General features: G+C 40.0%; 24 protein-coding genes. 14 read left to right on the forward strand and 10 right to left on the reverse strand.

Annotated elements, in window-relative coordinates; translation table 11 throughout:
• Window positions 1-72 precede the first annotated feature (72 nt).
• The gene (locus RB151_RS01765) at window positions 73-1,287 is read left to right on the forward strand and encodes an aspartate aminotransferase family protein (RefSeq protein ID WP_042847617.1); all 1,215 of its coding nucleotides are present in this window, start codon (window positions 73-75) and stop codon (window positions 1,285-1,287) included.
• A 60-nt stretch (window positions 1,288-1,347) separates the two neighbouring features.
• Here the strand turns inward: RB151_RS01765 and RB151_RS01770 are convergent, their stop codons facing one another.
• From RB151_RS01770 to crp, 3 genes are all read right to left on the reverse strand, one after another.
• Window positions 1,348-2,697, reverse strand: coding sequence for a hypothetical protein (locus RB151_RS01770; RefSeq protein WP_071547629.1), 1,350 nt, complete (start codon window positions 2,695-2,697; stop codon window positions 1,348-1,350).
• Between the two features lie 175 nt (window positions 2,698-2,872).
• Window positions 2,873-3,859 carry a hypothetical protein gene (locus RB151_RS01775; protein WP_071547630.1) on the reverse strand — a complete coding sequence of 329 codons (987 nt, stop codon included), beginning with the start codon at window positions 3,857-3,859 and terminating at the stop codon, window positions 2,873-2,875.
• Between the two features lie 191 nt (window positions 3,860-4,050).
• Window positions 4,051-4,683, reverse strand: coding sequence for a cAMP-activated global transcriptional regulator CRP (crp, locus tag RB151_RS01780; protein WP_004262556.1), 633 nt, complete (start codon window positions 4,681-4,683; stop codon window positions 4,051-4,053).
• A gap of 355 nt (window positions 4,684-5,038) precedes the next feature.
• Here crp and RB151_RS01785 point away from each other — a divergent pair, with 355 nt between their 5' ends.
• A complete protein-coding gene (locus RB151_RS01785; protein WP_042847613.1) occupies window positions 5,039-5,440 on the forward strand; it encodes an OsmC family protein in 402 nt (133 codons plus the stop codon).
• 90 nt (window positions 5,441-5,530) lie between these two features.
• Here RB151_RS01785 and RB151_RS01790 read toward each other — a convergent pair whose 3' ends face one another.
• From RB151_RS01790 to RB151_RS01800, 3 genes are read right to left on the reverse strand one after another with little or no spacing between them, the layout of a single operon-like run.
• The gene (locus RB151_RS01790; protein WP_042847611.1) at window positions 5,531-6,397 is read right to left on the reverse strand and encodes a phosphoribulokinase; all 867 of its coding nucleotides are present in this window, start codon (window positions 6,395-6,397) and stop codon (window positions 5,531-5,533) included.
• 57 nt (window positions 6,398-6,454) lie between these two features.
• Window positions 6,455-6,664 carry a YheU family protein gene (locus RB151_RS01795; protein ID WP_034783253.1) on the reverse strand — a complete coding sequence of 70 codons (210 nt, stop codon included), beginning with the start codon at window positions 6,662-6,664 and terminating at the stop codon, window positions 6,455-6,457.
• Complete coding sequence (locus RB151_RS01800; RefSeq protein WP_042847799.1) at window positions 6,661-7,644, reverse strand: hydrolase; 984 nt, start codon at window positions 7,642-7,644, stop codon at window positions 6,661-6,663. The genes RB151_RS01795 and RB151_RS01800 overlap by 4 nt, the downstream gene beginning before the upstream one ends.
• 102 nt (window positions 7,645-7,746) lie before the next feature.
• Between RB151_RS01800 and RB151_RS01805 the strand changes: the two genes are divergently transcribed.
• The gene (locus RB151_RS01805) at window positions 7,747-8,352 is read left to right on the forward strand and encodes a LysE family translocator (RefSeq protein WP_048605414.1); all 606 of its coding nucleotides are present in this window, start codon (window positions 7,747-7,749) and stop codon (window positions 8,350-8,352) included.
• A 57-nt stretch (window positions 8,353-8,409) separates the two neighbouring features.
• Here RB151_RS01805 and murP read toward each other — a convergent pair whose 3' ends face one another.
• A complete protein-coding gene (murP, locus tag RB151_RS01810) occupies window positions 8,410-9,879 on the reverse strand; it encodes a PTS N-acetylmuramic acid transporter subunit IIBC (RefSeq protein WP_042847605.1) in 1,470 nt (489 codons plus the stop codon).
• 27 nt (window positions 9,880-9,906) lie between these two features.
• On the reverse strand, window positions 9,907-10,818 hold the full coding sequence (gene murQ / locus RB151_RS01815) for an N-acetylmuramic acid 6-phosphate etherase (protein ID WP_042847603.1): 912 nt from the start codon (window positions 10,816-10,818) through the stop codon (window positions 9,907-9,909).
• 256 nt (window positions 10,819-11,074) lie between these two features.
• Here murQ and RB151_RS01820 point away from each other — a divergent pair, with 256 nt between their 5' ends.
• On the forward strand, window positions 11,075-11,935 hold the full coding sequence (locus RB151_RS01820) for a MurR/RpiR family transcriptional regulator (protein WP_042847601.1): 861 nt from the start codon (window positions 11,075-11,077) through the stop codon (window positions 11,933-11,935).
• A gap of 109 nt (window positions 11,936-12,044) precedes the next feature.
• On the forward strand, window positions 12,045-14,312 hold the full coding sequence (adiA, locus tag RB151_RS01825) for an arginine decarboxylase (protein WP_048605411.1): 2,268 nt from the start codon (window positions 12,045-12,047) through the stop codon (window positions 14,310-14,312).
• A gap of 75 nt (window positions 14,313-14,387) precedes the next feature.
• Here adiA and RB151_RS01830 read toward each other — a convergent pair whose 3' ends face one another.
• On the reverse strand, window positions 14,388-16,322 hold the full coding sequence (locus tag RB151_RS01830; protein ID WP_048605410.1) for an ABC transporter ATP-binding protein: 1,935 nt from the start codon (window positions 16,320-16,322) through the stop codon (window positions 14,388-14,390).
• 222 nt (window positions 16,323-16,544) lie between these two features.
• Here RB151_RS01830 and kefG point away from each other — a divergent pair, with 222 nt between their 5' ends.
• From kefG to slyD, 4 genes are all read left to right on the forward strand, one after another.
• A complete protein-coding gene (gene kefG / locus RB151_RS01835; protein WP_042847597.1) occupies window positions 16,545-17,099 on the forward strand; it encodes a glutathione-regulated potassium-efflux system ancillary protein KefG in 555 nt (184 codons plus the stop codon).
• Window positions 17,099-18,904 (forward strand): glutathione-regulated potassium-efflux system protein KefB, encoded by a 1,806-nt coding sequence (gene kefB, locus RB151_RS01840; RefSeq protein WP_042847594.1) that lies wholly within the window; start codon window positions 17,099-17,101, stop codon window positions 18,902-18,904. The genes kefG and kefB overlap by 1 nt, the downstream gene beginning before the upstream one ends.
• An 11-nt stretch (window positions 18,905-18,915) precedes the next feature.
• Window positions 18,916-19,119 (forward strand): YheV family putative zinc ribbon protein, encoded by a 204-nt coding sequence (locus RB151_RS01845; protein ID WP_042847592.1) that lies wholly within the window; start codon window positions 18,916-18,918, stop codon window positions 19,117-19,119.
• Between the two features lie 88 nt (window positions 19,120-19,207).
• Window positions 19,208-19,807 (forward strand): peptidylprolyl isomerase, encoded by a 600-nt coding sequence (slyD, locus tag RB151_RS01850; protein WP_042847590.1) that lies wholly within the window; start codon window positions 19,208-19,210, stop codon window positions 19,805-19,807.
• Between the two features lie 57 nt (window positions 19,808-19,864).
• Here the strand turns inward: slyD and RB151_RS01855 are convergent, their stop codons facing one another.
• Window positions 19,865-20,086 (reverse strand): SlyX family protein, encoded by a 222-nt coding sequence (locus RB151_RS01855; protein ID WP_042847589.1) that lies wholly within the window; start codon window positions 20,084-20,086, stop codon window positions 19,865-19,867.
• A 252-nt stretch (window positions 20,087-20,338) separates the two neighbouring features.
• On the opposite strand from RB151_RS01855, the gene fkpA reads away from it, so the two are divergent.
• The 5 genes from fkpA (at window position 20,339) to tusB (ending at window position 23,973) form a co-directional block, all read left to right on the forward strand.
• Complete coding sequence (gene fkpA, locus RB151_RS01860; protein WP_042847796.1) at window positions 20,339-21,082, forward strand: FKBP-type peptidyl-prolyl cis-trans isomerase; 744 nt, start codon at window positions 20,339-20,341, stop codon at window positions 21,080-21,082.
• Window positions 21,083-22,155: 1,073 nt separating this feature from the next.
• The gene (locus RB151_RS01870) at window positions 22,156-22,860 is read left to right on the forward strand and encodes a helix-turn-helix transcriptional regulator (RefSeq protein WP_042847586.1); all 705 of its coding nucleotides are present in this window, start codon (window positions 22,156-22,158) and stop codon (window positions 22,858-22,860) included.
• Window positions 22,857-23,261, forward strand: a complete 405-nt coding sequence (gene tusD / locus RB151_RS01875; protein ID WP_042847585.1) for a sulfurtransferase complex subunit TusD — start codon at window positions 22,857-22,859, stop codon at window positions 23,259-23,261. Before RB151_RS01870 ends, tusD begins: the two co-directional genes overlap by 4 nt.
• A 55-nt stretch (window positions 23,262-23,316) precedes the next feature.
• Complete coding sequence (tusC, locus tag RB151_RS01880) at window positions 23,317-23,646, forward strand: sulfurtransferase complex subunit TusC (protein WP_208292484.1); 330 nt, start codon at window positions 23,317-23,319, stop codon at window positions 23,644-23,646.
• A 39-nt stretch (window positions 23,647-23,685) separates the two neighbouring features.
• Entirely contained in the window at window positions 23,686-23,973 is a 288-nt protein-coding gene (gene tusB / locus RB151_RS01885; protein ID WP_042847582.1) for a sulfurtransferase complex subunit TusB, read from the forward strand.
• The last annotated feature ends 123 nt before the right edge of the window (window positions 23,974-24,096 follow it).

A 24,096-nucleotide genomic window follows, 5' to 3' on the forward strand; every position in this document is an offset into this window, starting at 1 on the left:
CTTTTGTGATTTTTTATTCATATTTGATGATTATATTTTCATTTTAGCAGAGAGTAAGGGTAGGTGAGGGGTATGTCAGAACAACAATCAGTCAATCGGCAGACTTTTGATCAAGTTATGTTGCCTATTTTTTCACCCGCTGAGTTTATCCCAGTTAAAGGTGAAGGTAGCCGTGTTTGGGATCAGCAAGGTAAAGAATATATTGATTTTGCAGGGGGGATTGCCGTTCTTGCCCTTGGCCATTGCCATCCTAGCTTAGTGTCGGCAGTGCGTGAACAAAGCGAAAAACTGTGGCATGTCAGTAATATTTTTACCAATGAGCAAGCACTTAAGTTAGCGCAAAAATTAACTAGCGCTACTTTTGCTGACCGTGCATTTTTTGTTAATTCAGGCTCTGAAGCGAATGAAGCCGCATTTAAGTTAGCGCGTCGTTATGCCATCACCAAATATAATCCTTATAAAACTAAGATTATTGCATTTAAGCAAGCTTTCCATGGCAGAACATTATTTACGGTCTCTGTTGGTGGGCAAGCGAAATATGCAGATGGTTTTGGGCCAAAACCTGCCGATATCATCCATGTCCCTTTCAACGATCTTGAAGCAGTAAAAGCGGTTATAGATGAAAATACCTGTGCGGTAGTGCTTGAGCCTGTACAAGGTGAAGGTGGGGTGACCGCGGCAACATCTGCATTTTTACAAGGTGTACGTAAGCTGTGTGATGAAAATAATGCACTGTTAATTTTTGACGAAGTACAAAGTGGTATGGGGCGTACAGGGAAATTATTTTCATATATGCATTATGATGTGACCCCCGATATTTTAACCACGGCAAAAGCACTGGGGGGCGGCTTTCCTATTAGTGCTATGATCACCACAGAAGAAATTGCTAAAACAATGGAAGTTGGGTCTCACGGTACAACCTATGGTGGTAATCCATTGGCTTGTGCGGTAGGGAACGCGGCCTTTGATATTATTAATACTGAGGAAGTACTAAATGGTGTCGAAAAACGTCGTGAATTATTTATCGCTCATTTAAATAAACTGAATGATAAATACCACGTTTTTTCTGAGATCAGAGGAATGGGCTTATTAATTGGTGCTGAGTTAGACGGCAAACTATTGAACCGTTCGAAAGATATCCTGCAAGCCAGTGCAGTAGAAGGTTTAATGATGCTTAATGCGGGTGCTAATGTATTGCGGTTTACGCCGTCACTGATTATTTCTGAAGAAGAAATTAATAGCGGTATGGTGAAATTAGAGACAGCGATTGGGAAGTTGTTGAAATAACTAAGAGATAAGTTGCAGAATGATTTCTGCAACTTATTGAAAAGTTAAATTTTATAGCGTTTACTGAGTTGGTAATGGTATTTTTATTGCTTTTAATCGTGCTTGTAATTGCTCTTTTGAACTACTAATTGGTATTCCAGCCGCTAGGCATTGAACTTTATGTGTATGTGAATATTTTTTTACTCCTTTATTATTGGCTAAAGGGTATTTATTTTTTAGGGTCTCTTCTTTTTGAGCTGTTTTTCCCTCATTAACCTTAAGGGCTGATGTAAGGTTATTGTCTTCATTATCGGAGTGGTAGCCAGAAGATAACGAGGTGAGACTAATTGAGGCCATGGATAGCGCTTTGTTGGCAAGCTTTTCCTGTAGTGCTCTAATTTCATGATTTTTATTATTATTATCAATTCTTAAGTCTTGGACTAAACCTCTATAATCAAGGTTATCATTATCTAACTCTTCAATTGAATTATATAACAAGTCATTTTCTAATATTAAGTTTTTAATAATTCTATTGTTTTTTGTGTTTTCAGTTTCTAATTTTTTTTCAAATAGGTCATCAAAATCAAAGTCGTGAGACTCATTGTGGTAAATAGGTGTATTATCTTCATCGTAGGTAATGAAAGATTCACATATTATCGGTTTTTTCAGAGCTAAAATATTTTTTTCTAGAGCATTTTTATCCAATGTAATATTGTGAACTTTATTTTTTATATCTTTTAATTCATTACTCAATAAAATTTTTACTGAGTTTTGTATTTTAATTAATTTTTCAATTTTTTTATTTTTTCCTTCTATATTATTTTTCATTGGTATTTCTTTTTCTAATGACACTAAGTATTTACTTTCTTTTTTTAAGTATGCAATTCCTCTTATTTTTGATTCATATCTTATGGCTGATTTCAGATCATCAATTTCGTTTTTTAGCTCTTCGCTTTTATTGGTCAATTTTTTATTTTTGTCTAATAAATCTAGGTAATGTTTAAGATAGCCTATTGTTTCATTTTGTTTCTCTATGATTTCATCTGTAGCTGGAATTTCACTAAAAAAATCATTCTTACCTAGTAAATTATCAATGGAGTTTTCTGTTTTATTTTTTAAATCCTTAATGAATTGTGGGATATTAAATGAATTATCTATAAGCTTATTTTCAAGGGAAGAAATTGTTTTTTTGTTTGAGTTTAATTTATTAAGTAAATTTAAATCACTTCCCTTTGAACCAGCTTCTGGTAAGCTAATATAGAATTTTGATTCCGTATTTTTTTTGTTAAAATGAAAAAATGAGAATGGATTATTTATTTTCAAATTTTTAATTTTTTGTGTAATAGTGGGTGTTTCTTTCTTAGCCCCAGTTGATGAGTTTTTTCTGTATAGTGAGCTAGTTATGGTGGTATCTAGGGGGGTGGTTTTCATAGTCATATCCTATATTAATATTAAAAAAGTAATTTGCTAAATAAATATTCATGCTTAATATTGAAATAATTAATTTATTCAATGCATTGATTTTATCTTATGGCATTATGATTTTACTAATAATGTATTATTAATCATTTGAATTAATAATGATCTTATATAAAATAGAGATGTTTTATTTAATGGTTTGTTTTTTTAATTCTTTCAATAAGTTATCGTTAATATGAATTTGGTTTTGTATTTCAAATATATTATCTTTAAGTGCCATCATTTCCATGGTTAGTCTTTTTTCTTTTTCAATGCTATTGCTTATTTTTATTAAGTCAGCGGTTTTAATTGAATTAACATTTCTATTAAAGTGATTTTTTCGTGGTTTATAGTCTAATGGCATAGATTTGTTAGATAGTTTGTAATGTTGCATGATATATTGTGTTCTTAATACTGAAGTTTTTGTTTGTTGTATATTTCCCTTGAATTCAAAAGTGCTTTTAGGTAGAGGAATGTATTTGGAATTATCTTGATTATTATCAGCGACTTTATAGTGCACATATTTAAACTTTTTCTGAGAGGAATTCTTTGTTCTTTGTTTAATTGGTTCTAAAGGTAAAGCAATATTATTGATGTTTTTTTTGCTTGTTCTGGTTATTAAAGGGATTTTAGTGCCATTTTTATTTTCTAGTTGCTTAGGATGATGGTAGTTTTTTATGATTTCGTTTTTTATTTCTGAGCTGTTGATGTTAATTCCTGGGATTTTAACGTACCGATATAAAAAATTCGCATATCCATGCATTTCTTTATCAGTACTGTTAAAATCCTCAAAAACTGTCTGGTTTTCTGTTATTAGCGACTCTGCATCTTGTTCATTATAAAAAGTAGATGCATAAAATTTATATAAGCGGCCTTTCAATTGATTAACTTTATGCTTAAATTTGTCAGTACTCAATAATTTAGTATCATTTATACTTTCTGAATCACTTTCATAAGCAGAGTCAATGCTTTCTAGGCTACAAGCATGTGATGGTTTAGATTGTCGCTGAGTGGATAATGGCTCTTTTCTCGATGAGGCAGTCACAGCAAAGATTTTCTTTATAAAATCATCGGAATTGCTAATGTTTTTAAAAATTTCGGAATGGCCTGACAAATTGCTAAGTGTAATTTTCATAAATATAACCCTACTTAATATTATAATTATTATTATATAGAGAGCTAAATAGAGAAAATATAAAGAAACGATACTCATTAATATAAGCATATAAATATGTTGCTATAATTAAACTGAAATAGCCTTATATCGACGATATAAAGCTATTTTAAATTGCATGCCTCGCCAAGAGAGCGAGGCTGAAAGGTTAATTAACGTGTACCATAAACAACGATGGTTTTACCGTGTGCAGAGATCAGGTTTTGATCTTCCAGCATTTTTAAAATACGGCCAACAGTTTCACGGGAACAACCGACAATTTGGCCAATTTCCTGACGGGTAATTTTGATTTGCATACCGTCTGGGTGGGTCATTGCGTCAGGTTGTTTCGCTAGATTCAATAGGGTTTGAGCGATACGGCCTGTGACATCTAAGAAGGCAAGGTTGCCGACTTTTTCTGATGTTGTTTGTAAACGACTGGCCATTTGCGCTGAGAGACGCATTAAAATATCAGGGTTAACCTGAATCAATTGACGGAATTTTTTGTAAGAAATTTCAGCAACTTCGCAAGCGATTTTAGCTCTCACCCACGCAGTACGTTCTTGCCCTTCTTCAAATAACCCCAGTTCACCAATGAAATCCCCTTGATTCAGGTAAGAGAGGATCATTTCTTTGCCTTCTTCATCTTTAATTAAAACAGCCACTGAACCTTTAACGATATAGTAAAGGGTTTCTGCTTTCTCACCCTGATGGATCAGTGTGCTCTTGGATGGATACTTATGAATATGGCAGTGTGACAAAAACCATTCAAGAGTAGGGTCTGTTTGTGGCTTGCCGAGAACCATTAGCGTTATCCTCTGTATGTTATTGCAGCCATCCGGAAAAGCTTACCAGAAAGGCTGGCTTTAAAGTCACTAGCTTAGCATATTAATTTGCCTTATATACCCTAAATAATGTGAAGAGCTGAATAACTTCAGCGCATTCGATAGGCTAGGGTAAACAAATTGATATCAACACTATAATATAATCAATTAAACCGCTGAGTTTTGATCTTAGTCCTATCAACTAAGTATTGTTTGTAGCATATCCAATGAAGAAAGTCTCCCCTGTATCGCTTCAGCCTAATAAAGCTGATATAACATTCATTATATCTATGGAACAATGTAGCCTTTAAACCGATTTCATTTCAAGGGGAATAAAATGGAAGCAAGAGTAAAATGGGTAGAAGGACTTTCCTTTCTAGGTGAGTCAGCTTCAGGGCATCAAGTCATGATGGATGGTAATGCAGGTGATAAAGCACCTAGCCCAATGGAAATGGTGCTAATGGCGGCAGGTGGATGTAGTGCAATAGATGTCGTTTCAATTTTACAAAAAGGGCGAAATGATATTACTGATTGTGAAGTTAAATTAACATCGCAGCGCCGTGAAGAAGCTCCACGTTATTTTGTTAAAATACATTTGCATTTTATCGTAACAGGAAATGAATTAACGGAAAAAACGGTTGAAAGAGCTGTTCAGCTCTCGGCTGAAAAATATTGCTCAGTGGCACTGATGCTAGAAAAAACGGTTGAAGTCACTCATAGCTTTGAAATAAAAAATTAAAAATAAATTTATTTTTTATATTAAAATTTTAATAAAAAGATGCTTACCTTAATTAATGGTAAGCGTCTTACTTATTATTTGAGAAATAATTTAACTGTTTTTCTGATTAATTAACTTTTCAACTAATGGCATCATGATCAATTCCATTGCTAGACCGAGTTTTCCTCCGGGTACGACAATGGTATTCATAGCCGAAATAAAAGAACCGCAGATCATTGAAAGCAAATAGGGGAAATCGATGTGTTCGAGCCCTCTAAAGCGGATCACAATAAAACTTTCATCTTGTGAAGGGATAGTTTTGGCTGAAAATGGGTTGGAGGTGTCTACAGTCGGAACTCGTTGGAAGTTGATATGAGTACGCGAAAACTGAGGGGTAATGTAGTTGATATAGTCCCCCATTGAACGCACAACAGAGTCCATAACCGCTTCACGGGAATGGCCCCTTTCGGTCGTATCACGAACCAACTTTTGAATCCATTCAAGATTGACAATCGGGACAACGCCAACAAGTAAATCAACATGTTGCGCTACATTATGCTCAGGTGTAACAACCCCACCATGCAGACCCTCGTAGAATAACACATCAGTTTTTTCAGGGAGTGGTTCCCAAGGTGTAAAAGTACCTGGTTGTAGACCGTACGGAACCGCTTCATCATAGGTATGTAGGTATTTTCGTGATTGTCCACAACCTGTTTTTGCATAATCAATTAAAGTTTGTTCTAGCAAAGCAAAGTCATTCGCTTCAGGACCAAAATAACTGATATGCCGACCTTGTTCTCTCGCCTTGCGGATAGCCATGTCCATTTCAGGCCGCGTGTAACGATGAAAGCTGTCCCCTTCTAATGTAGCTGGTTGGATATTGAGTTGGTGGAAAACTTTACGGAATGCTTGGCTAGTTGAGGTCGTGCCTGCACCACTGGAACCGGTGATAGCAATAATCGGATGTTTTTTGGACATAGCGAACTCCCTGTGTTGCGCTTATGTCCACTATGGCAAAATAGCGAACAAAGCGGGTTAGCGGGTTTTAGGCATGAAATTAACCGACTCATGCAATTCAGACCAGACTAGCACAATTTCGCCAGAAACTAACTGCCGTTTCACATCATTAACTTTGTCTTGTAAGCTTTTCTCATGTGCCCCATAGTCAGTTCCTTCTCGTAAAACATAGCTTTCGATGAGGCTTTCCAGTGCTTCTGGAGATAACTCACGCCAAGGGATAATCATGGGTTTTCCTTATTTAAATAAGGGGTTAACCATTGTGGAATTCGAGTTTCTAGCCACATTTGCGGTTTTCTAAAGGTCCCGCTGACAAAACCAACGTGCCCGCCATGTTCTGTCATTTGATATTCCACATTATGGGGAAGAAAAGATAAATCAGGAACAACCTCAGGAGCCATAAATGGATCATCTTTGGCGTGAATAATTAATGTTGGTTTAGTAATGTGAGCCAATTTAGGTAATGCACTGCATTTCTGATAGTAATCTGAGGCATCATCAAAACCGTGGATACGTGCAGTGATAACATCATCAAAATCACGAATGCGTTTAACTTGCTTAAGCTGCAATAAATTCAGTGGTAATGACCCAGGATAGCGTACGAGTTTACGAGTTGCGTTACGTTTTAAGCCATTTAATAAATAGCGCTGATAAAACTGGGAAATTCCTTTTTCCATTCGTAGGGAGCAAGCCTCTAACATTAATGGGGCAGATACAACCACTCCCGCATCTAAATCCGCATTTTGACCACTTTCAGCCAAGTAACAAGCCAACATATTCCCACCAAGGGAATACCCCACAGCAGCCGTTGGCGTATCACCAAAAGTTTGTTTTAACCAGCGTAAGAAGTAGCGAGCATCATCGGTTTCACCTGAATGATAAATACGCTGTTGGCGATTGGGTTCGCCGCTACACCCACGAAAGTGCATGACAACGCCCAGCCAGTCGTGTTTTTCCGCTGTTTCTAACATTCCATGAGCGTAAGGGCTCTTAAAATTACCTTCTAACCCATGAAAAATGACTAAGCGTGGTTTATGAGCCGCAAGCTCAGGTTTTTCACTCCATGCGAGATCAATAAAATCACCGTCAGGCAATTCAAGTCGCTGCCAAATAGGTTTAATTTTCGGGGTTCTACGAAAAATCCTAGGCAGTAGAGTTTGGAGGTGTGGATTTTTAGCCCAACTGATTGGACGAAAGTTTTCAGACATAACCTTATTTTTATTTAATAGGAGCTCTTGTGAGTCACATAACATACTGTTATTTTTTTGTGATGCAAGTAAACAAATTTGGGTTTGAGGATTAAATTATAAATGACACTGGGGCTGATCTTTTCTCTTTTTACATTTCTATTCATTGCAGCAGTCACACCCGGCCCTAATAATATGTTGCTAACATCAAGTGCGGCAAACTACGGTTTTCGTCATGCGATTACATTATGCTTAGGTATTATGCTAGGTATGCAATCGATACTTTACCTCTCAGCATTTGGTATTGCTGCACTTTTATTGCTCTATCCTGCGATTCATATTGCCTTAAAAGTGGTGGGCAGTGTGTATCTTCTCTGGCTGGCATGGAAAACAGCAACAGCTAATTATGCACCAATTAAGACGGATAGCGAAGTGGGGAAAAGCGTAACATGGTATCAGGGGGGCTTATTACAATTTCTAAACCCTAAAGCTTGGATGATGGGGCTAGGGGCAGTTGGTGGCTTTAGCCTGCCTGGTGAGTTATTCAGCCAATCTATTTTAGTCATGAGCGTGGCATTTGTAATCGTCAACTTAGTGGCAGGTTTGATTTGGATGGGCTTTGGCTCATTGATTAGCTTATTTTTACGTAGTCGCCAAGCTTGGTTTATCTTTAATTTAGCGATGGGGCTGCTAACTGCGCTGTGTGTCCCATTGATTTGGTTGGAATAGCGTTTTTTATTGATTGAAAAAAGCAGCCCTAAGAGCTGCTTTTTGTTTAGGGCATGATTAACTTAAATCTACGCCTTTACTACCAAACAGGTAGGTAAATAGGAAGCCGCACACATAGGAAACCAATACTCCCCCCGCGTACACAGCCATCCCGGCGAGGACACCTTGACCGGATGTCATTAATGGAATGGCAATTAACCCAGATGGCCCAAACACAGTATTTAAACCGACAGGTAACCCCATCCACGCGACGGCCCCGATAAAGAAACCACCAGCTGCGCCACCTAAACAGGCGGTGACAAACGGTTTGACGCGCGGGAGTGTGACACCATAAATCAGCGGCTCACCGATCCCTAAGAAACCGGGGAACAGGGCGCCACCAATTTGCCCACGGGTGACTGAACCTTTTTTCGCTTTCACATACAAGGCGAGGGCTGCACCCACTTGACCAGCACCCGCCATTGCCAATATCGGAAATAGTGAGTTAAACCCTTGTGCATCAACGAGGGCAACGTAGACAGGAATAAACCCTTGATGAACACCAAACATCACGGCGATTAAGAACACCCCAGCCAAAATAGCTGTTCCAATAGGATTGCCATTTAAGTGCATGAATAACCAAGACATTCCATCAAACAGCCAAACACCAATCGGCATGATAAAGATAAAGGTTGCTGCGCCCACAATTAACAGAGTTATGGTTGAGGTTAAAATAATATCAAGGCTGGATGGGATAATTTTGCGAACTTGTTTTTCAACCCATGCCCCAAAAATACAGGCAATTAAAATTCCAATGATGTTGCCTCGAGGGTCAATGTGCCAGCCGAAGAAGTTTGACATCCCCGAATAAAAGCCTTTTGTTGCTTCTGGGTCGTAACCTAAAATAAATAAAGCGGCAATAATGGCACCATTAACGCCACTACCTCCAAAGGCTTTTTGGGCATTATAGCCAATTAATAGTCCCATAAAGGTAAATAAACCTTTGCCGAATATCGCGAGATAGGCAATGGCACTTTTTAACCAGCCCAACTGTTGGGAGTCCGGTGGAAATAAGTTTTCATTGGCGACTAACAACCCAAGCAATGAGGCTATCCCCATCAAAAGACCCGCTCCGATGAATCCTGGAATCAATGGGGTAAATATGGTGGCGAATTTTGAGAGAAAGCGGTGTACTGCGCTAGTTTGTTTCTTTTTTAACTGCTGTTTATTAGCAGAAGCAATTTGGTTAAGGTCTTGGGTCTGATGAGAAGACTCGTCGATATCATCTTCAGCATCTTCTAGCATTTGGTTCATTAAGTCCGCGGCAGTTTGGGCTTTACCGGGGCCCAGAACAATTTGCAGTTGTTCATCACTTTCGATAACGCCAAGCACACCTGCGATTTGTTTTAGTGCGGCTTTATCGACTAATTGATCATTATTGAGTGTGAGTCGTAAACGGGTCATACAGTTACCCGCTAATTTAATATTGCGACGACCCCCAACCTGTTGCAGGATCTGCTGCATCATTTCTATTGTTATTTTAGCCATACCATTTATCTCATTAAAATCCGCGAATTAGGCGGAAGGTGCCATATTGAGTGCTGTACGAATAAAACCATGATTGTCCGAGAGTAGTTGACGTGCATCATCGGCATTCAGGCCGGTTAACACCATCAAAATGGCCGTTTTACAGTGCCTATCACATTGTTGAAGCGCGGTTTCTGCGGTTGCTCGGTCGCAGTCTGTTGCCTCCATGACAATCTTCGTTTGCCTTTCAATTAATTTGGCATTGGTGGCTTCTACATCGACCATCAAATTACCAAATACTTTTCCAATGCGGATCATCGCGCCAGTAGTGATCATATTCAGCACTAATTTCTGAGCGGTTCCCGCTTTCATGCGTGAAGAGCCTGTGACCACTTCTGCGCCCACAACAGGGGTGATAGCGATATCTGCTGCATTAGCGATAGGGCTATTTGGGTTACAGCTGATGGCAGCTGTGGTTGCACCAATCTTGTTTGCATAGGCTAACGCACCTAACACATATGGGGTACGCCCACTCGCAGCAATGCCAACGAGTATATCTTTTTCATTAAATTGAATATTTTTCAGGTCTTGCTCACCTAATTCGGGTTTATCTTCTGCATTTTCAACGGCACGGAAAATCGCTTGGTGGCCGCCTGCAATAAGCCCAACGACTTGCTCATGGGGGGTACCGTACGTTGGTGGGCACTCGCTGGCATCAAGTATTCCTAAACGCCCTGATGTTCCTGCTCCCGAGTAAATTAACCGCCCGCCGTTTAGAAATGCGTCTGCGACCTTATCAACCAATTGTGCAATTTCAGGAAGAACTTTCTCGACTGCCAAAGGGACTTGTTTGTCTTCGTTGTTAATCACTTGCAGCATTTGCAAGGTCGGTAGTTGGTCAATATGCGTACTCGCCGCATTGCGGCTTTCCGTTACCATTTTGCTTAAATCGATAGCCATAAAAAATTGCTCCTAAATCCATAATTGGATTAATATTAAGGAATTATTTATTCCAATGGTGTGATTGGAATCACGGTGTTATCTATTCTAAGTTGCGAATATAAAAGAATATTTTGTTATTTTTTTAATGGATTTAAATTGTATGTGATTGAATTATAGTTATTATTTTTGATTCATCAGAGAATTAAAAGAGGAATAATTTATTGTTGTTTTATTTTTATGAACCCTGATATAGCGATTATCAGCTGAGGTTGTCATGACATTATTGGATATCATTACTTATTCATTACCGCGATTAGCCGAAAATCAACGTAAAATTGCACAATTTATTATTGAAAATCCGGAAAACGTACTGAACTTATCTTCTCAACAATTGGCAGAAATCTTAGATGTGAGCCAATCAGCTATTGTTAAGTTTAGTCAAAAAGTTGGGGTAAAAGGCTACCCAGCGCTAAAATTGGCATTAAGTGAGATTATTGGGCGTCAACAGCTTAATGAAAGTGCCCCTCACGTGGCTTTGCATAACCGTATTGCACCGAATGATAACTTGATGGTGGTAGCTCAAAAATTAGCGATGGAAAAGAACCATTCCATCACGGAAACAACAAAATTAATTGATTTCAAGCAATTTGAAAAAATTGTCGAACGAATAGACCAATCTCAGCGAGTACAAATTGTTGGCATTGGTGGGTCAGGGCTGACGGCAAAGGACTTGAGCTACAAGTTACAAAAAATAGGTATTACGACACTCGTCGAATCCGACCATCATGTGCAAATTGCCGCCGCTTTAACACTTAATGCCAATGACATACAGATAGTTATCTCTTTTACAGGTAAACGCAAAGACATGCTAACAGCGGCTAATATTGCACGTAAACAAGGAGCCTGTGTGGTTGCCATTACCCGGGACCGGCATTCACCTCTTGCACAAATTTCTGATTACATTCTTGAAAGTGTCGCAGAAGAAGATGAATGGCGTAGTTCTTCTATTTCATCGAGAACTGCTCAGAATACGCTGACCGATTTAATCTTTATGGCGCTATTACAAAGGCGAGAAGCCAAAGCAAAATCGCTAGTAATGAATGCAAGAGTTGTTATTAATAAATTAGATGAATAGCGTTGAAAAGGAAGAACGGGCTCATCGATAACTTTGCAAAAAATCCTTATTTACGTTAAGACTAACGATATAAGTATTTTAATTTTAACTAGTTTAAGAGGAATTATTGATGAGAGCACTCATTGTTTATACTGAGTTAACCGACGAAGATTCCGTTATCAGCCATGCCGTAGCAAGGCTTGCTAGTGAGCTTAATGATGAACACGTAGAGACCGTGATTATCCGCGATTTTGAAGATGGAATGGCATACATTCGCTCGAATACCAGCATTGATTGTTTGTTATATGGGCGTGATATGTCCGACAAACAAGAACAAACACAAGCACATCAATTAATTACTCAACTTCATCGCCGCCAAGAAGATGTCCCCGTTTTTTTATTGAGTGATCGCGAAGAAGCTTTAACGGCATTTGACCGAAAAATGATGGAACAAGTCGATGAGTTTGCATGGATTTTAGAAGATTCAGCTGATTTTATCGCAGGGCGCGTCCTCGCCGCTATTATTCGTTATCGTGCGCAATTATTGCCGCCACTGATGAAAAGCTTAATTAAATATAGCGATGTACATGAATACTCGTGGGCAGCACCGGGTCACCAAGGTGGCGTTGGTTTTACCAAAACCCCTGCGGGCCGCATTTATCATGATTTTTTTGGTGAAAATTTATTTCGTACTGATATTGGTATTGAACGCGTCGCAGTAGGCTCATTACTGGATCATACCGGTGCTTTTGGTGAGTGCGAAAAAAATGCAGCGCGTATTTTCGGGGCTGACCAGTCTTATTCCGTGGTTGTGGGAACCTCGGGCTCCAATCGAACCATTATGCAAGCCTGTATGACTGATGAAGATGTGGTGGTAATCGATCGAAATTGCCATAAATCTATCGAACAAGGGCTGATCCTTACCGGAGCTAAGCCCGTATACATGACCCCGAGTCGTAACCGCTACGGAATTATTGGGCCAATTTACCCGACAGAGATGACGCCGGAAGCGATCACTGAAAAAATCGCTCAAAATCCACTAACATCGGATAAAATCGGCAAACGCCCAGCTTATAGCGTGGTAACCAATTGCACCTATGACGGTGTTTGCTACCATGCACGTAAGGTGCAAGATTTACTCGATAAATCCTTAGATAGAATCCATTTCGATGAGGCATGGTACGGTTATGCACGTTTTAACCCAATTTATCATGGCCATTTTGCCATGCGGGATGAACCACGAAATGGCGATGAACCGACCATCTTTGCTACACACTCCACTCATAAATTACTTAACGCGCTTTCACAAGCCTCATTTATTCATATCCGAAATGGCCGTAATGCTATTGATTTCAATCGCTTTAATCAGGCTTATCATATGCATGCCACCACCTCACCGCTGTATGCGATTTGTGCCTCGAATGATATCGCAGCAGATATGATGGATGGTAATAGTGGGCGTTCTTTGACAGATGAAGTTATTCGTGAAGCTATCGATTTTCGCCAATCATTAGGTTACTTGTATAAAGAGTTTCTTAACGATGATGAATGGTTCTTTAAACCATGGAATCAGGAAATGGTGAAAGACCCTGCAACAGGTAAAGGTTATGCCTTTGAAGAAGCCCCTGTTGAATTGTTGATGAAAGAGCAAAGCTGCTGGGTAATGAATCCTGAAGATAAATGGCACGGTTTTAAGGATATCCCTGAAAACTGGGCGATGCTTGACCCAATTAAAGTCAGTATTTTGTCACCGGGAATGGGGGAGGATGGCAAACTGCTGGGTACAGGTGTACCCGCGGCACTAGTGACCGCGTGGCTAAATCATTATGGTATTGTGCCGACCCGCACCACTGACTTCCAGATTATGTTCTTGTTTTCTATGGGGATCACCAAAGGGAAGTGGGGGACTTTGGTCAATGCGCTGCTGTCTTTTAAACGCCACTATGACAATAATACTGGGCTGAAGAAGGTATTACCGGAAGTGGTGGAAACCGCTCCTGAGATTTATGGTCATATGGGGTTACGTGACTTAGGTGATAAAATGTTCACTTATCTGCAAAAAAATAACCCCGGAGGGCAACTGAACCAAGCTTATGAGCAACTGCCTGAAGTAATGATGAGCCCAAGGGATGCGTACCAAGAGATTGTCGCTAACCGTGTTGAAGCGGTGCCCCTTGATAAATTGGCAGGGCGCATTGCTGCTAACTCAATAATTCCGTATCCACCGGGTATCCCAATGTTGTTATCAGGTGAAAGCTTCGGTGATAAAAATAGTCCACATATCGGTTACTTGCATAGCTTGCAAGCGTGGGACAGTGAGTTCCCCGGTTTTGAACACGAAACCGAAGGGACTGAAATTATCGATGGGCAGTATTATGTGATGTGTGTGAAAGGATAAGATTCAACTATGATAAAAACGAAAAGCTATCAAAGATAGCTTTTCGTGATTTTAAGGAATTGTGATGTTTTATAACTAATTTATTTCAAACTCACTGGTCATGGTTTCTAACTGTTCTTGCAGCTCCATCCATTCCATTTCAACGTCTTCAAGTGCTGATTTGTGCTCAGTCTGCTTTTTCAAACATTCTGCCAAATCGGCTTTTTTATCTTGTTCATAGATAGCTGCATCAGAAAGTTTTGCCTCTAGCTCACTCAGGGCGTTGGAATGTTTATCCATCTGCTTTTCCAATTCCGTGATTTTTTTACGGATTGGCTGAGTCAGTTGACGGAACTCTGCTTCGCGGCGCTTTTGGTCTTTTCTATCTTGGGCGGTGACTGTTGAAGTTGCCGCAGGCTTATCTTTTTCTTGTTGATCTCGGACTTGCTGTAGTTCCAGCTTGTTTTGCTCGGCAAGCCATTGTTGGTAATCTTCTAAATCACCATCAAATTGCTCGACCGCGCCGCCGTGAACTAAATACAGCTCATCGGTAGTTGAGCGCAATAAATGCCTATCATGGGAAACCACCACTAAAGCCCCTTCAAATGCCATTAAGGCTTCTGTCAACGCTTGGCGCATGTCTAAATCCAAGTGGTTGGTTGGTTCATCGAGTAACAACAGATTCGGGCGCTGCCAAACAATCAACGCTAAGACTAAGCGTGCTTTTTCACCGCCAGAGAAACGGCCACTAGGGTCTGTCACTTGGTCACCCTTAAAGCCAAAACCGCCTAAATAGTCGCGTAACTGCTGCTCAGTTTGCTCAGGAGCCAAACGAGCTAGATGCTGCAAGGGCGATTCTTCAGGATGCAGATACTCTAATTGATGCTGAGCAAAGTAACCTAACTTAATACCTTTAGCGAGGGAGATCTCCCCTTGTAATGGTGGTAAATCGCCAGCTAGCATTTTAATTAAGGTGGATTTACCAGCACCATTACGGCCTAATAAACCAATACGTGAACCGGGCACTAAATTCAATTTTATCGATTGCAAAATGACTTTTTCGCCATAACCCGCACTGACTTTTTCCATCTTTAATAATGGATTAGGTAAGCTTTCAGGTTTGCGGAATGAAAAATGGAACGGGTTATCCACATGAGCGGGCGCCACCATTTCCATTTTTTCTAACATCTTAATACGGCTTTGCGCTTGCTTGGCCTTTGTCGCTTGCACTCTAAAACGGTCAATATAGCTTTGTAAATGAGCGGCTTTTGCTTGTTGGCTTTCATACAACGCTTGTTGTTGTGCTAATTTAGTTGCACGTTGGCGCTCAAAAGAAGAATAGTTGCCCGTGTATTCGAACAGGCTTTCTTGTTCTATATGCAGGACTTTATCAATAATTGGATCAAGGAAATCCCTATCATGGGAAATTAAAATTAATGTACCTTGGTAGCCTTTAAGCCACTTTTCTAACCAAATAACCGCATCTAAATCAAGGTGGTTAGTTGGTTCATCGAGTAGTAATAGGTCAGAACGGCAAAGTAGAGCCTGAGCGAGGTTCAAACGCATACGCCACCCACCAGAAAAAGATTTCACTGGTGAGTCTAATTGCGCTTGGCTAAAGCCTAAGCCGTGTAGCAAGCTGGATGCGCGAGAACGGATTGTCCATGCATCAATTGCATCGAGTTGCCCATGGATAACCGCAATGGCATGGCCATCATTTTTTTCATTGGCTTGTTGTAGTTTTTGTTCTAGGGCGCGGAACTCACGGTCACCGTCAATCACATACTCAAGGGCAGGGACATCAAGGGCAGGGGTTTCTTGGTTGACCCATGCCATAGACCAATTACTTGGGAAGGTTGCAGAACCTGCTTCAGCTTGTAATTCGCCTTTTAATAGTGCTAGAAGGGTCGATTTACCGCAGCCGTTTTTACCCACTAAACCAACTTTTTGGCCAGGGTTAATCGTCGCAGTGGCGTTATCCAGTAGGATACGAACACCTCGGCGAATTTGGAGTGAAGAGAAAACAATCATAGCAACCGTCTATTAAAAATATGTTAAATTATCAACGTATATACTCTAAATAATTCACGGTGCTGTTAGGCGACAAGCAAATGAGTCGCTAGGAGCCTATTTAAGTAGGTGACTAGTGCGAATGCGCGTAGTCAACAACACAGCAACGTGAAGTATGACGAGTATAGCAGGCTGCATGGTAACGGAAAATGTTCCGTCTGACACGCCTTTGAGGAGGGAAAGATGTCAAATACACCTAAAGTACTGGTGATCTACGCTCACCCAGACCCTGATGAGTCTATTGCTAACAAGGCATTGCTTAGTGTGGTGTGTGGTTTTGAACATGTGACAGTCCATGATTTATACGCAACCTATCCTGATTATTTTATTGATGTAACTGCGGAACAAGAATTACTGTGCCAGCACGATATCATTGTTTTTCAACACCCTCTCTATACTTATAGTTGCCCTGCGTTGTTGAAAGAATGGTTTGACCGTGTTTTAACGCGCCGTTTTGCAACGGAGATGGGCTATCAAAAACTGAAAGGGAAATACTGGCGTTCTGTGATCACGACAGGCGAACCCATTCATGCATATCAACATGACGGCTATAATCATTACCCACTTAACGAAATACTTCGACCATTTGAATTGACCGCATTGATGTGTGATATGCAATGGTTGGAACCTATCATTATTTATGCAGCACGTCGGCAGCCCACTGAGCGGTTTCAACAGCTGATTGATGACTACCGTCAATGGATACAACAACCGCTAAGCGCGGGAGGGCTCTCCTAATGTCAGAATTGGGGCTATTTGAATCTGTCATTATTTTTTTATGTGCCGGTGTGGTGATGGTACCTATTGCACAAAAAATCCGTTTAGGGGCGGTGCTTGGGTATTTACTCGCGGGGATTATGATTGGGCCATTTGTTTTGGGCTTTATTCATAACGTCGATGACATTTTACATTTCTCTGAAATGGGGGTGGTATTCCTAATGTTCTTAATTGGTTTAGAGTTAAAACCATCTAAACTGTGGGAACTTAGGCGCTCTATTTTTGGTGTAGGAACCGTGCAGGTGGTTGTTACTGCGGCAATAATGGCATCACTGTTATTTTTAGCGAAGTTTTCTTGGCAAGCTGCTGTGGTTGGTGGGCTGGGGATGGCAATGTCTTCAACCGCTATGGCTTTGCAACTCATGAATGAAAAAGGCATGTCCAACAAAGAAAGCGGGCAGCTTGGTTTTTCTGTGTTGTTATTCCAAGATATGGCGGTGATCCCCATTATGGCATTGATCCCCTTATTAGCTGGGGATTCAGCCACAAGTGATTGGCAAAAGATTGGCTTAAAAGTTATCGCATTTGCCGGTTTATGGGTGGTGGGGCGTTACTTGTTACGCCCAATGTTTAAATTAGCGGCGAAATCAGGCGTACATGAAATTTTTACAGCTGCAGCACTATTGGTAGTGTTAGGGTCTGCATTAATAATGGAAAGCCTTGGGTTCTCTATGGCATTAGGGACGTTTATGGCAGGTGTGATGCTAGCAGAAACAGAATTTCGCCATGAACTCGAAATTAATATTGAGCCATTCAAAGGGCTATTGCTGGGGTTATTTTTTATCTCAGTTGGGATGTCACTAAATTTACAAATACTCTGGGCGTATTTACCACAAGTTTTGGTTGCTGTGGTCATTCTTGTCGCGGTAAAAGCCCTTGTCCTTTATGGCCTGAGCCATGCAGCAAGGCTTAGGAATGGTGCTAGAGCACAATTTTCTGGTGTTTTAAGTCAAGGCGGGGAATTTGCTTTTGTCATTTACGCAACCGCATCTGGTGCAAGTGTGATTGACGAGCGCCAAATGGACCTCTTATTGGTGGTCGTCACCCTTTCTATGATGACAACACCACTTGTGATGCAGTTGATAGATGCTTATCTGAACTACCGCTATAATCGGCAACCAACGTCAAGTGAAAAACCATTTGTCGAAGATAACGACCCTCATGTTATTTTGGTTGGTTTTGGTCGTATGGGGCAAGTGGTAGGCCGCCTATTAATGGCCAATAAAGTCAAAATTACCGTACTTGAACAGGATGTTACAGCGATAGGTACAATGCGGCGCTATGGCTATACTGTTTATTATGGGGATGCGCGTGAGCTACAATTATTGCGCTCAGCGGGAGCAGAAAAAGCGAAGGCAATTGTGATCACTAGTGATGTGCCCGAAGAAGTTATGGAAATTGTACATTTATGCCAAGAGAATTTCCCTAATTTACATATCATCGCACGCGCGAAAGGCCGTGTAGAGGCACACGAATTATTGCAAAGTGGTGTCACTGACTTTAGTCGAGAAACCTTCTCTAGCGCATTAGAATTGGGGAGTAAGGCATTAATTAGTACCGGTATGCATCCACATAAAGCATACCGAGCTAAACAACATTTCCGCCGTCTAGATATGCGTGTGCTTAGAGAGATTATTCCTGAAAATGAAGGGGATAGCGGCCAAGTTTCTCGTGTCAAAGAGGCAAGGCGCGAGTTAAATGAGCTGTTTGAAAAAGAAATGCTTAGAGAGCATCGCCAGCCACATGGCTGGAATAAAGATGAATAAAGGAAACCAACATGTCGTCAACACGTAAACGGTTTATTGCAGGTGCAATTTGCCCTAAATGTAAGTCACAAGACACGTTAATGATGTGGCGTGAAGATAAAATTGATGTAGTTGAATGTGTCAATTGTGGCGATCAGCAGCGTCAAGCTGGGGATGAAACAACTGGGCATATTAGGGAAAAAGAGCAAGTTATAGGGATTTTTACACCTGAATGAGAGAATTTTGTCAATTCTCAATACATCACTATAGTTTTTCGGTACAATTGGCAGAAAAATTTTCCCCATATGGGTAGTAGGAGATGTCATGAAAGTAGCAAAAGACTTGGTGGTCAGCTTGGCTTATCAAGTAAGAACAGAAGACGGTGTTTTAGTTGATGAGTCCCCAGCAAGCGCGCCAATGGACTATTTGCATGGCCGTGGGTCTTTAATTTCAGGTCTAGAAAAAGCATTAGAAGGCCGTGCTGTCGGTGAAAACTTTGATGTTGAAGTTGCTTCAGACGATGCATATGGTCAATACGATGACAACTTAGTTCAACGCGTTCCTAAAGATGTATTCATGGGCGTTGATGAGCTAGAAGTGGGTATGCGTTTCTTAGCTGACACTGACATGGGCCCAGTTCCTGTTGAAATCACCGGTATTGAAGGTGATGAAGTTATCGTTGATGGTAACCACATGTTAGCAGGCCAAAACTTGAAATTTAATGTTGAAGTCATGGCTATTCGTGAAGCAACAGAAGAAGAAATTGCACATGGGCACGTTCATGGTGCAGGCGGTCACGACCATGACCACGACCACGAAGGTGGTTGCTGTGGCGGTGGCGGTCATAGCCACGGCTCAGAAGGCGGTTGTTGTGGCGGTGGCGAAGGCCATGGTCACAAACAAGGCGGCTGCGGTTGCCATTAATAACTAGCAATAGCTAAGTATTAGAAGGAAGCGAAAGCTTCCTTTTTTGTGGCCTAATTAATAATGAGGAGGGGGTGTTTCTTCTTCTGGCCTTGCTAAATGGCTATCTTGCGAAGATTTCAGCCTTTCCGTCACAATGCGTAAATGCTCTTGCATACGGTTAAGTTGCATTTGTTGGTCGGTGATAACCTGGTTGAGTTGTTCAATCGCCAATTCTTGAAAGGCGACTTTGCTTTCTAAAAGTTCTAAACGTTGTTCTAATGTATCAGATGAGCCCATCTTCGACTCTCCTTAGATGTATTTGTCATAATTAAACCATCATAATAACCGAACATTACAAATCCATAGATAAGTTTTAGTTAAAGATGTAGGCGATGAAACCTCTTTTTGTTAATGTAGTCTAAGAAATTCTTATTTTTTTCTATACTAATTGGTAATCAGTTTCTAAAGTTAAAAGTTGATTATCAATAAACATAAAAACGAATAGTTCGCTATTCGAACATACTCGAATAAAAGTTATCGGAGATTAGGATGAAATCACTGTTTAAGGCAAGCCTTTTAGCAACTACGCTAGCATTTACTTTCGCTGCTCCACAGGTGATGGCAGCGGAAGCCAAAGCACAAAGCAGCGCATTCAAAAACGCAGAAGAGCGTAATGCGTATGCATTAGGTGCTTCATTAGGCCGCTACATGCAGAATTCTTTAGAAGAACAAAAAACCATTGGTATTAACTTGGATAACGCTCAATTACTGGCGGGTGTTCAAGATGCTTTCAATGGCAAAAGCAAAATGACGGATGCAGAGGTTGAAGAAACACTGCGTCAATTTGAAGGGCAAGTCAAAGAAGCTGCCGACAAAAAAATGAAAGAAGAATCAGCAAGCAATGAGAAAAAAGGTGCTGAGTACCGCGAAAAATATGCGAAAGAAAAAGGCGTAGTAAAAACTAAGTCTGGCTTACTGTACAAAATTGAAAAAGAAGGTACAGGTGCAAAACCTAAAGCAGACGAAACAGTTGTTGTTCACTACAAAGGTTCTCTGATTGATGGTACTGAATTTGACAGCTCATACACACGTAATGAGCCACTGACTATTCCTTTAAACTCAGTCATTAAAGGCTGGACTGAAGGCCTAGTTAACCTGAAAAAAGGCGGTAAAATGCAGTTAGTGATCCCTGCTGATTTAGCGTATGGCGAAAACGGCGTTCCGGGTATCCCTGCAAACTCAACTTTAGTCTTTGATGTTGAATTATTAGATATCAAACCAGCGGCTAAATAAGCGCAAATAAAGTTTGTTTCAAGAGCCCAAGGCGTCAGGTCTTGGGTTTTTTTTGTATAAAGCATTTTAATTATCTCTATGGCGACTCATTAGCATCTATAAGATATCTTTGTTTCCTGCCATGAAAGCTCCTTATTTAAAAATAAAGAAAATACAGTAGATAATACGGTTAAAAATATAAATGTTTTAGGTGAGTTTCTAATGATATGGAAAGGCGTAAAATATGAAATGTCAATATCTGATAAATAAAAAACAAAAAGGTTAATCGCATCAACGATTAATACTAATGAAATAGCTAACATAAAAATACGTTTAATTATGGATTTGATATGTAATGAATAATTTAGAACAGAGGTAAGTAACAGTGAGCGCATTACCATAATTAGTAAAGTAAAGGCTATTGAATAGATAGTCAGTTCATCGATGTACACTGTTACAATGCCGGTGATTAACAGTAATAAGTCATATATTTCATTGAATGAAACTATTAGAAAGTAAATAGTTAGAACTATAGATTTGTATTTTGGCATAAGAAACCTTACGAATTAATAAAATTTTTTAGTGAAATTGCTTTTTAATTATAATGGTGAGTTTTTGGTGTTATTTCAGCTAAGTAAAATTGTAAATAATTATACCTTTATTATTTAATTAATAATTATGAGTTGGTTTTACATATATTATTAATAATAAATCACTATCGCGAATAGTCCCATTTATATGAATAACGAAAAAACTAAATTTACTCTGTTATAGATCTTGCTAAGTCGAGGTACTCCCGGTTAATGAGTAAGTTGCAGATAAGCCACACCATGATAGTGGCGACAGAAGCAAACCTTGATGAACTTTCGGTAAAAAAATCCTCAAATTGTTTAAAACTTGTGATAAAACAGACTGTCTTGCATTCATTCGCTTGACGGCAACGTCTTGGAGTTTTAACTTCACAAGACTCTATTTTATTTTTTATCATCATAATTGTTGATTACAAGTCGTATAATTAAGGTAAATTAGTCGAATAATGAATGCCTTATTAGTCAACGGGATGAATTTTTACATTTAGAAGGATGATGTTGAAAATGTCAGATTCTTTACAGTCACACGACCTCAGCGATATCAATATACTGGATAACCAGCCGTTTACTGAGACCGACCACGAAATCTTAAAATCATATGAAGCGGCGGTTGATGGCTTAGCAATGTTAATTGGTGGGCACTGCGAAATTGTTCTTCATTCTTTGGAAGACCTAAACTGTTCAGCAGTGAGAATAGCGAATGGGCAACACACTGGTCGTAAAATTGGCTCGCCGATAACGGATCTCGCACTGCGCATGTTGCATGATATGGCAGATGAAGAATCCAACGCTTCCAAGGCTTATTTTACGAAAGCCAAAAGTGGCGATTTAATGAAATCAGTGACGATTGCTATCCGTAATCGTAAGCAGCGTGTTATTGGCTTGCTATGTATTAATATGAACTTGGATGTGCCATTCTCTGAAATTATTCAATCGTTTGTTCCAGAAACAAAACAAGAAGTCACTTCAGATGTTAACTTTGCATCTTCTGTTGACGATCTTGTTGCACAAACACTGGAATATACTATCGAAGAAGTCGGTAATGACCGTAATGTTTCGAATAATGCGAAAAACAAGCAGGTAGTACTTAACCTTTATGAAAAAGGGATTTTCGATATCAAAGACGCGATAAACCAAGTTGCTGATCGCCTGAATATTTCTAAACACACAGTTTATTTATATATTCGTCAATTCAAGAGCGGTGAATGAGTCACGTAAATTCATTAAGTTACTGTTTATTAGTTACTGGTCCGGCTTATGGAACACAACAAGCCACAAGTGCGTTCCAATTTGCGAAAGCCCTTCTTGCAGAAGGGCACCAATTGAAAACCCTATTTTTTTATCGGGAAGGGGTGACCAATGCTAATTTGTTGACCTCGCCTGCAACGGATGAATTTAATTTAGTTGCAGCATGGCAGGAACTGGCAGAGCAATCAGGGTGTGAAATGCACATTTGTGTTTCTGCCGCATTACGACGGGGTATCGTTGACCAAGAACAAGCGCAAAATTTAACGCTGCCCGTCGCTAATCTTGCAAATGGCTTCATCATGAGCGGCTTAGGGAGCTTAGCCGAGGCTATGATGACCACAGACAGAACAGTCCAATTCTAAGAACAGCCCAACACTAAGGTATTGTGTGAAAAAAATTGCCTTTGTCTTTACAACTATGCCTCATGGAAATGCAAGTGGCCGAGAAGGGTTAGATGCCTTATTGGCGACTTCAGCGCTGACAGAAGACATTAATGTATTTTTTATTTCTGATGGTATTTTTCAGCTTCTTGCAAAACAACAACCTAGCAAAGTTCTGGCCCGAGATTACATCGCTACGTTTAAAATTTTACCGCTGTATGATATTGAAAATATTTATCTTTGCCGCGCTTCTATGCAAGAAAGAGGGTTGGATGAACATCATGAATGGGTAGTCCCGCCTAAGATCCTTGGCGTTGAAGAGATTCGCAAGAAAATTGCGGAATGCGATGTGGTGCTTAGATTTTAATCTTTTGTGTGGTTTTTGATCTATGATAGGATCTTTTCTATGCTGTATACATTAGCAACATCTCCGTTTAGTTGTGATTTTTCGGCAGTGTTACGTTTAATTACTGATAAAGACGTAGTTTTACTGATGCAAGATGGCGTGGTTGTCGCGGTACAGCAGTCGCCTTACCTTGATGCATTGCAAAAAACAGGGGCTCAGTTGTATGCATTGGATGTAGACATCAACGCGCGGGGGTTACAAAATTCCCTCTCAAACGCAGTTTCTGTAATCACTTATCAAGGTTTTGTGAAGCTAACAGAAGTCCAAAAACAACATTTTGCCATATAAAGGCACTAAAAGTTGTATATTTCTTGACACCTGAGCCAGTCAGCAATAAAATTTCGCGTCCTCGTGTATCGTCATGTTGGCGAACGAGGTCGAAATCCGTGTTTACGAAGCAAAAAAACCAGG

Source organism: Providencia rettgeri (genome assembly GCF_001874625.1).
GTDB classification, from domain to species: domain Bacteria; phylum Pseudomonadota; class Gammaproteobacteria; order Enterobacterales; family Enterobacteriaceae; genus Providencia; species Providencia huashanensis.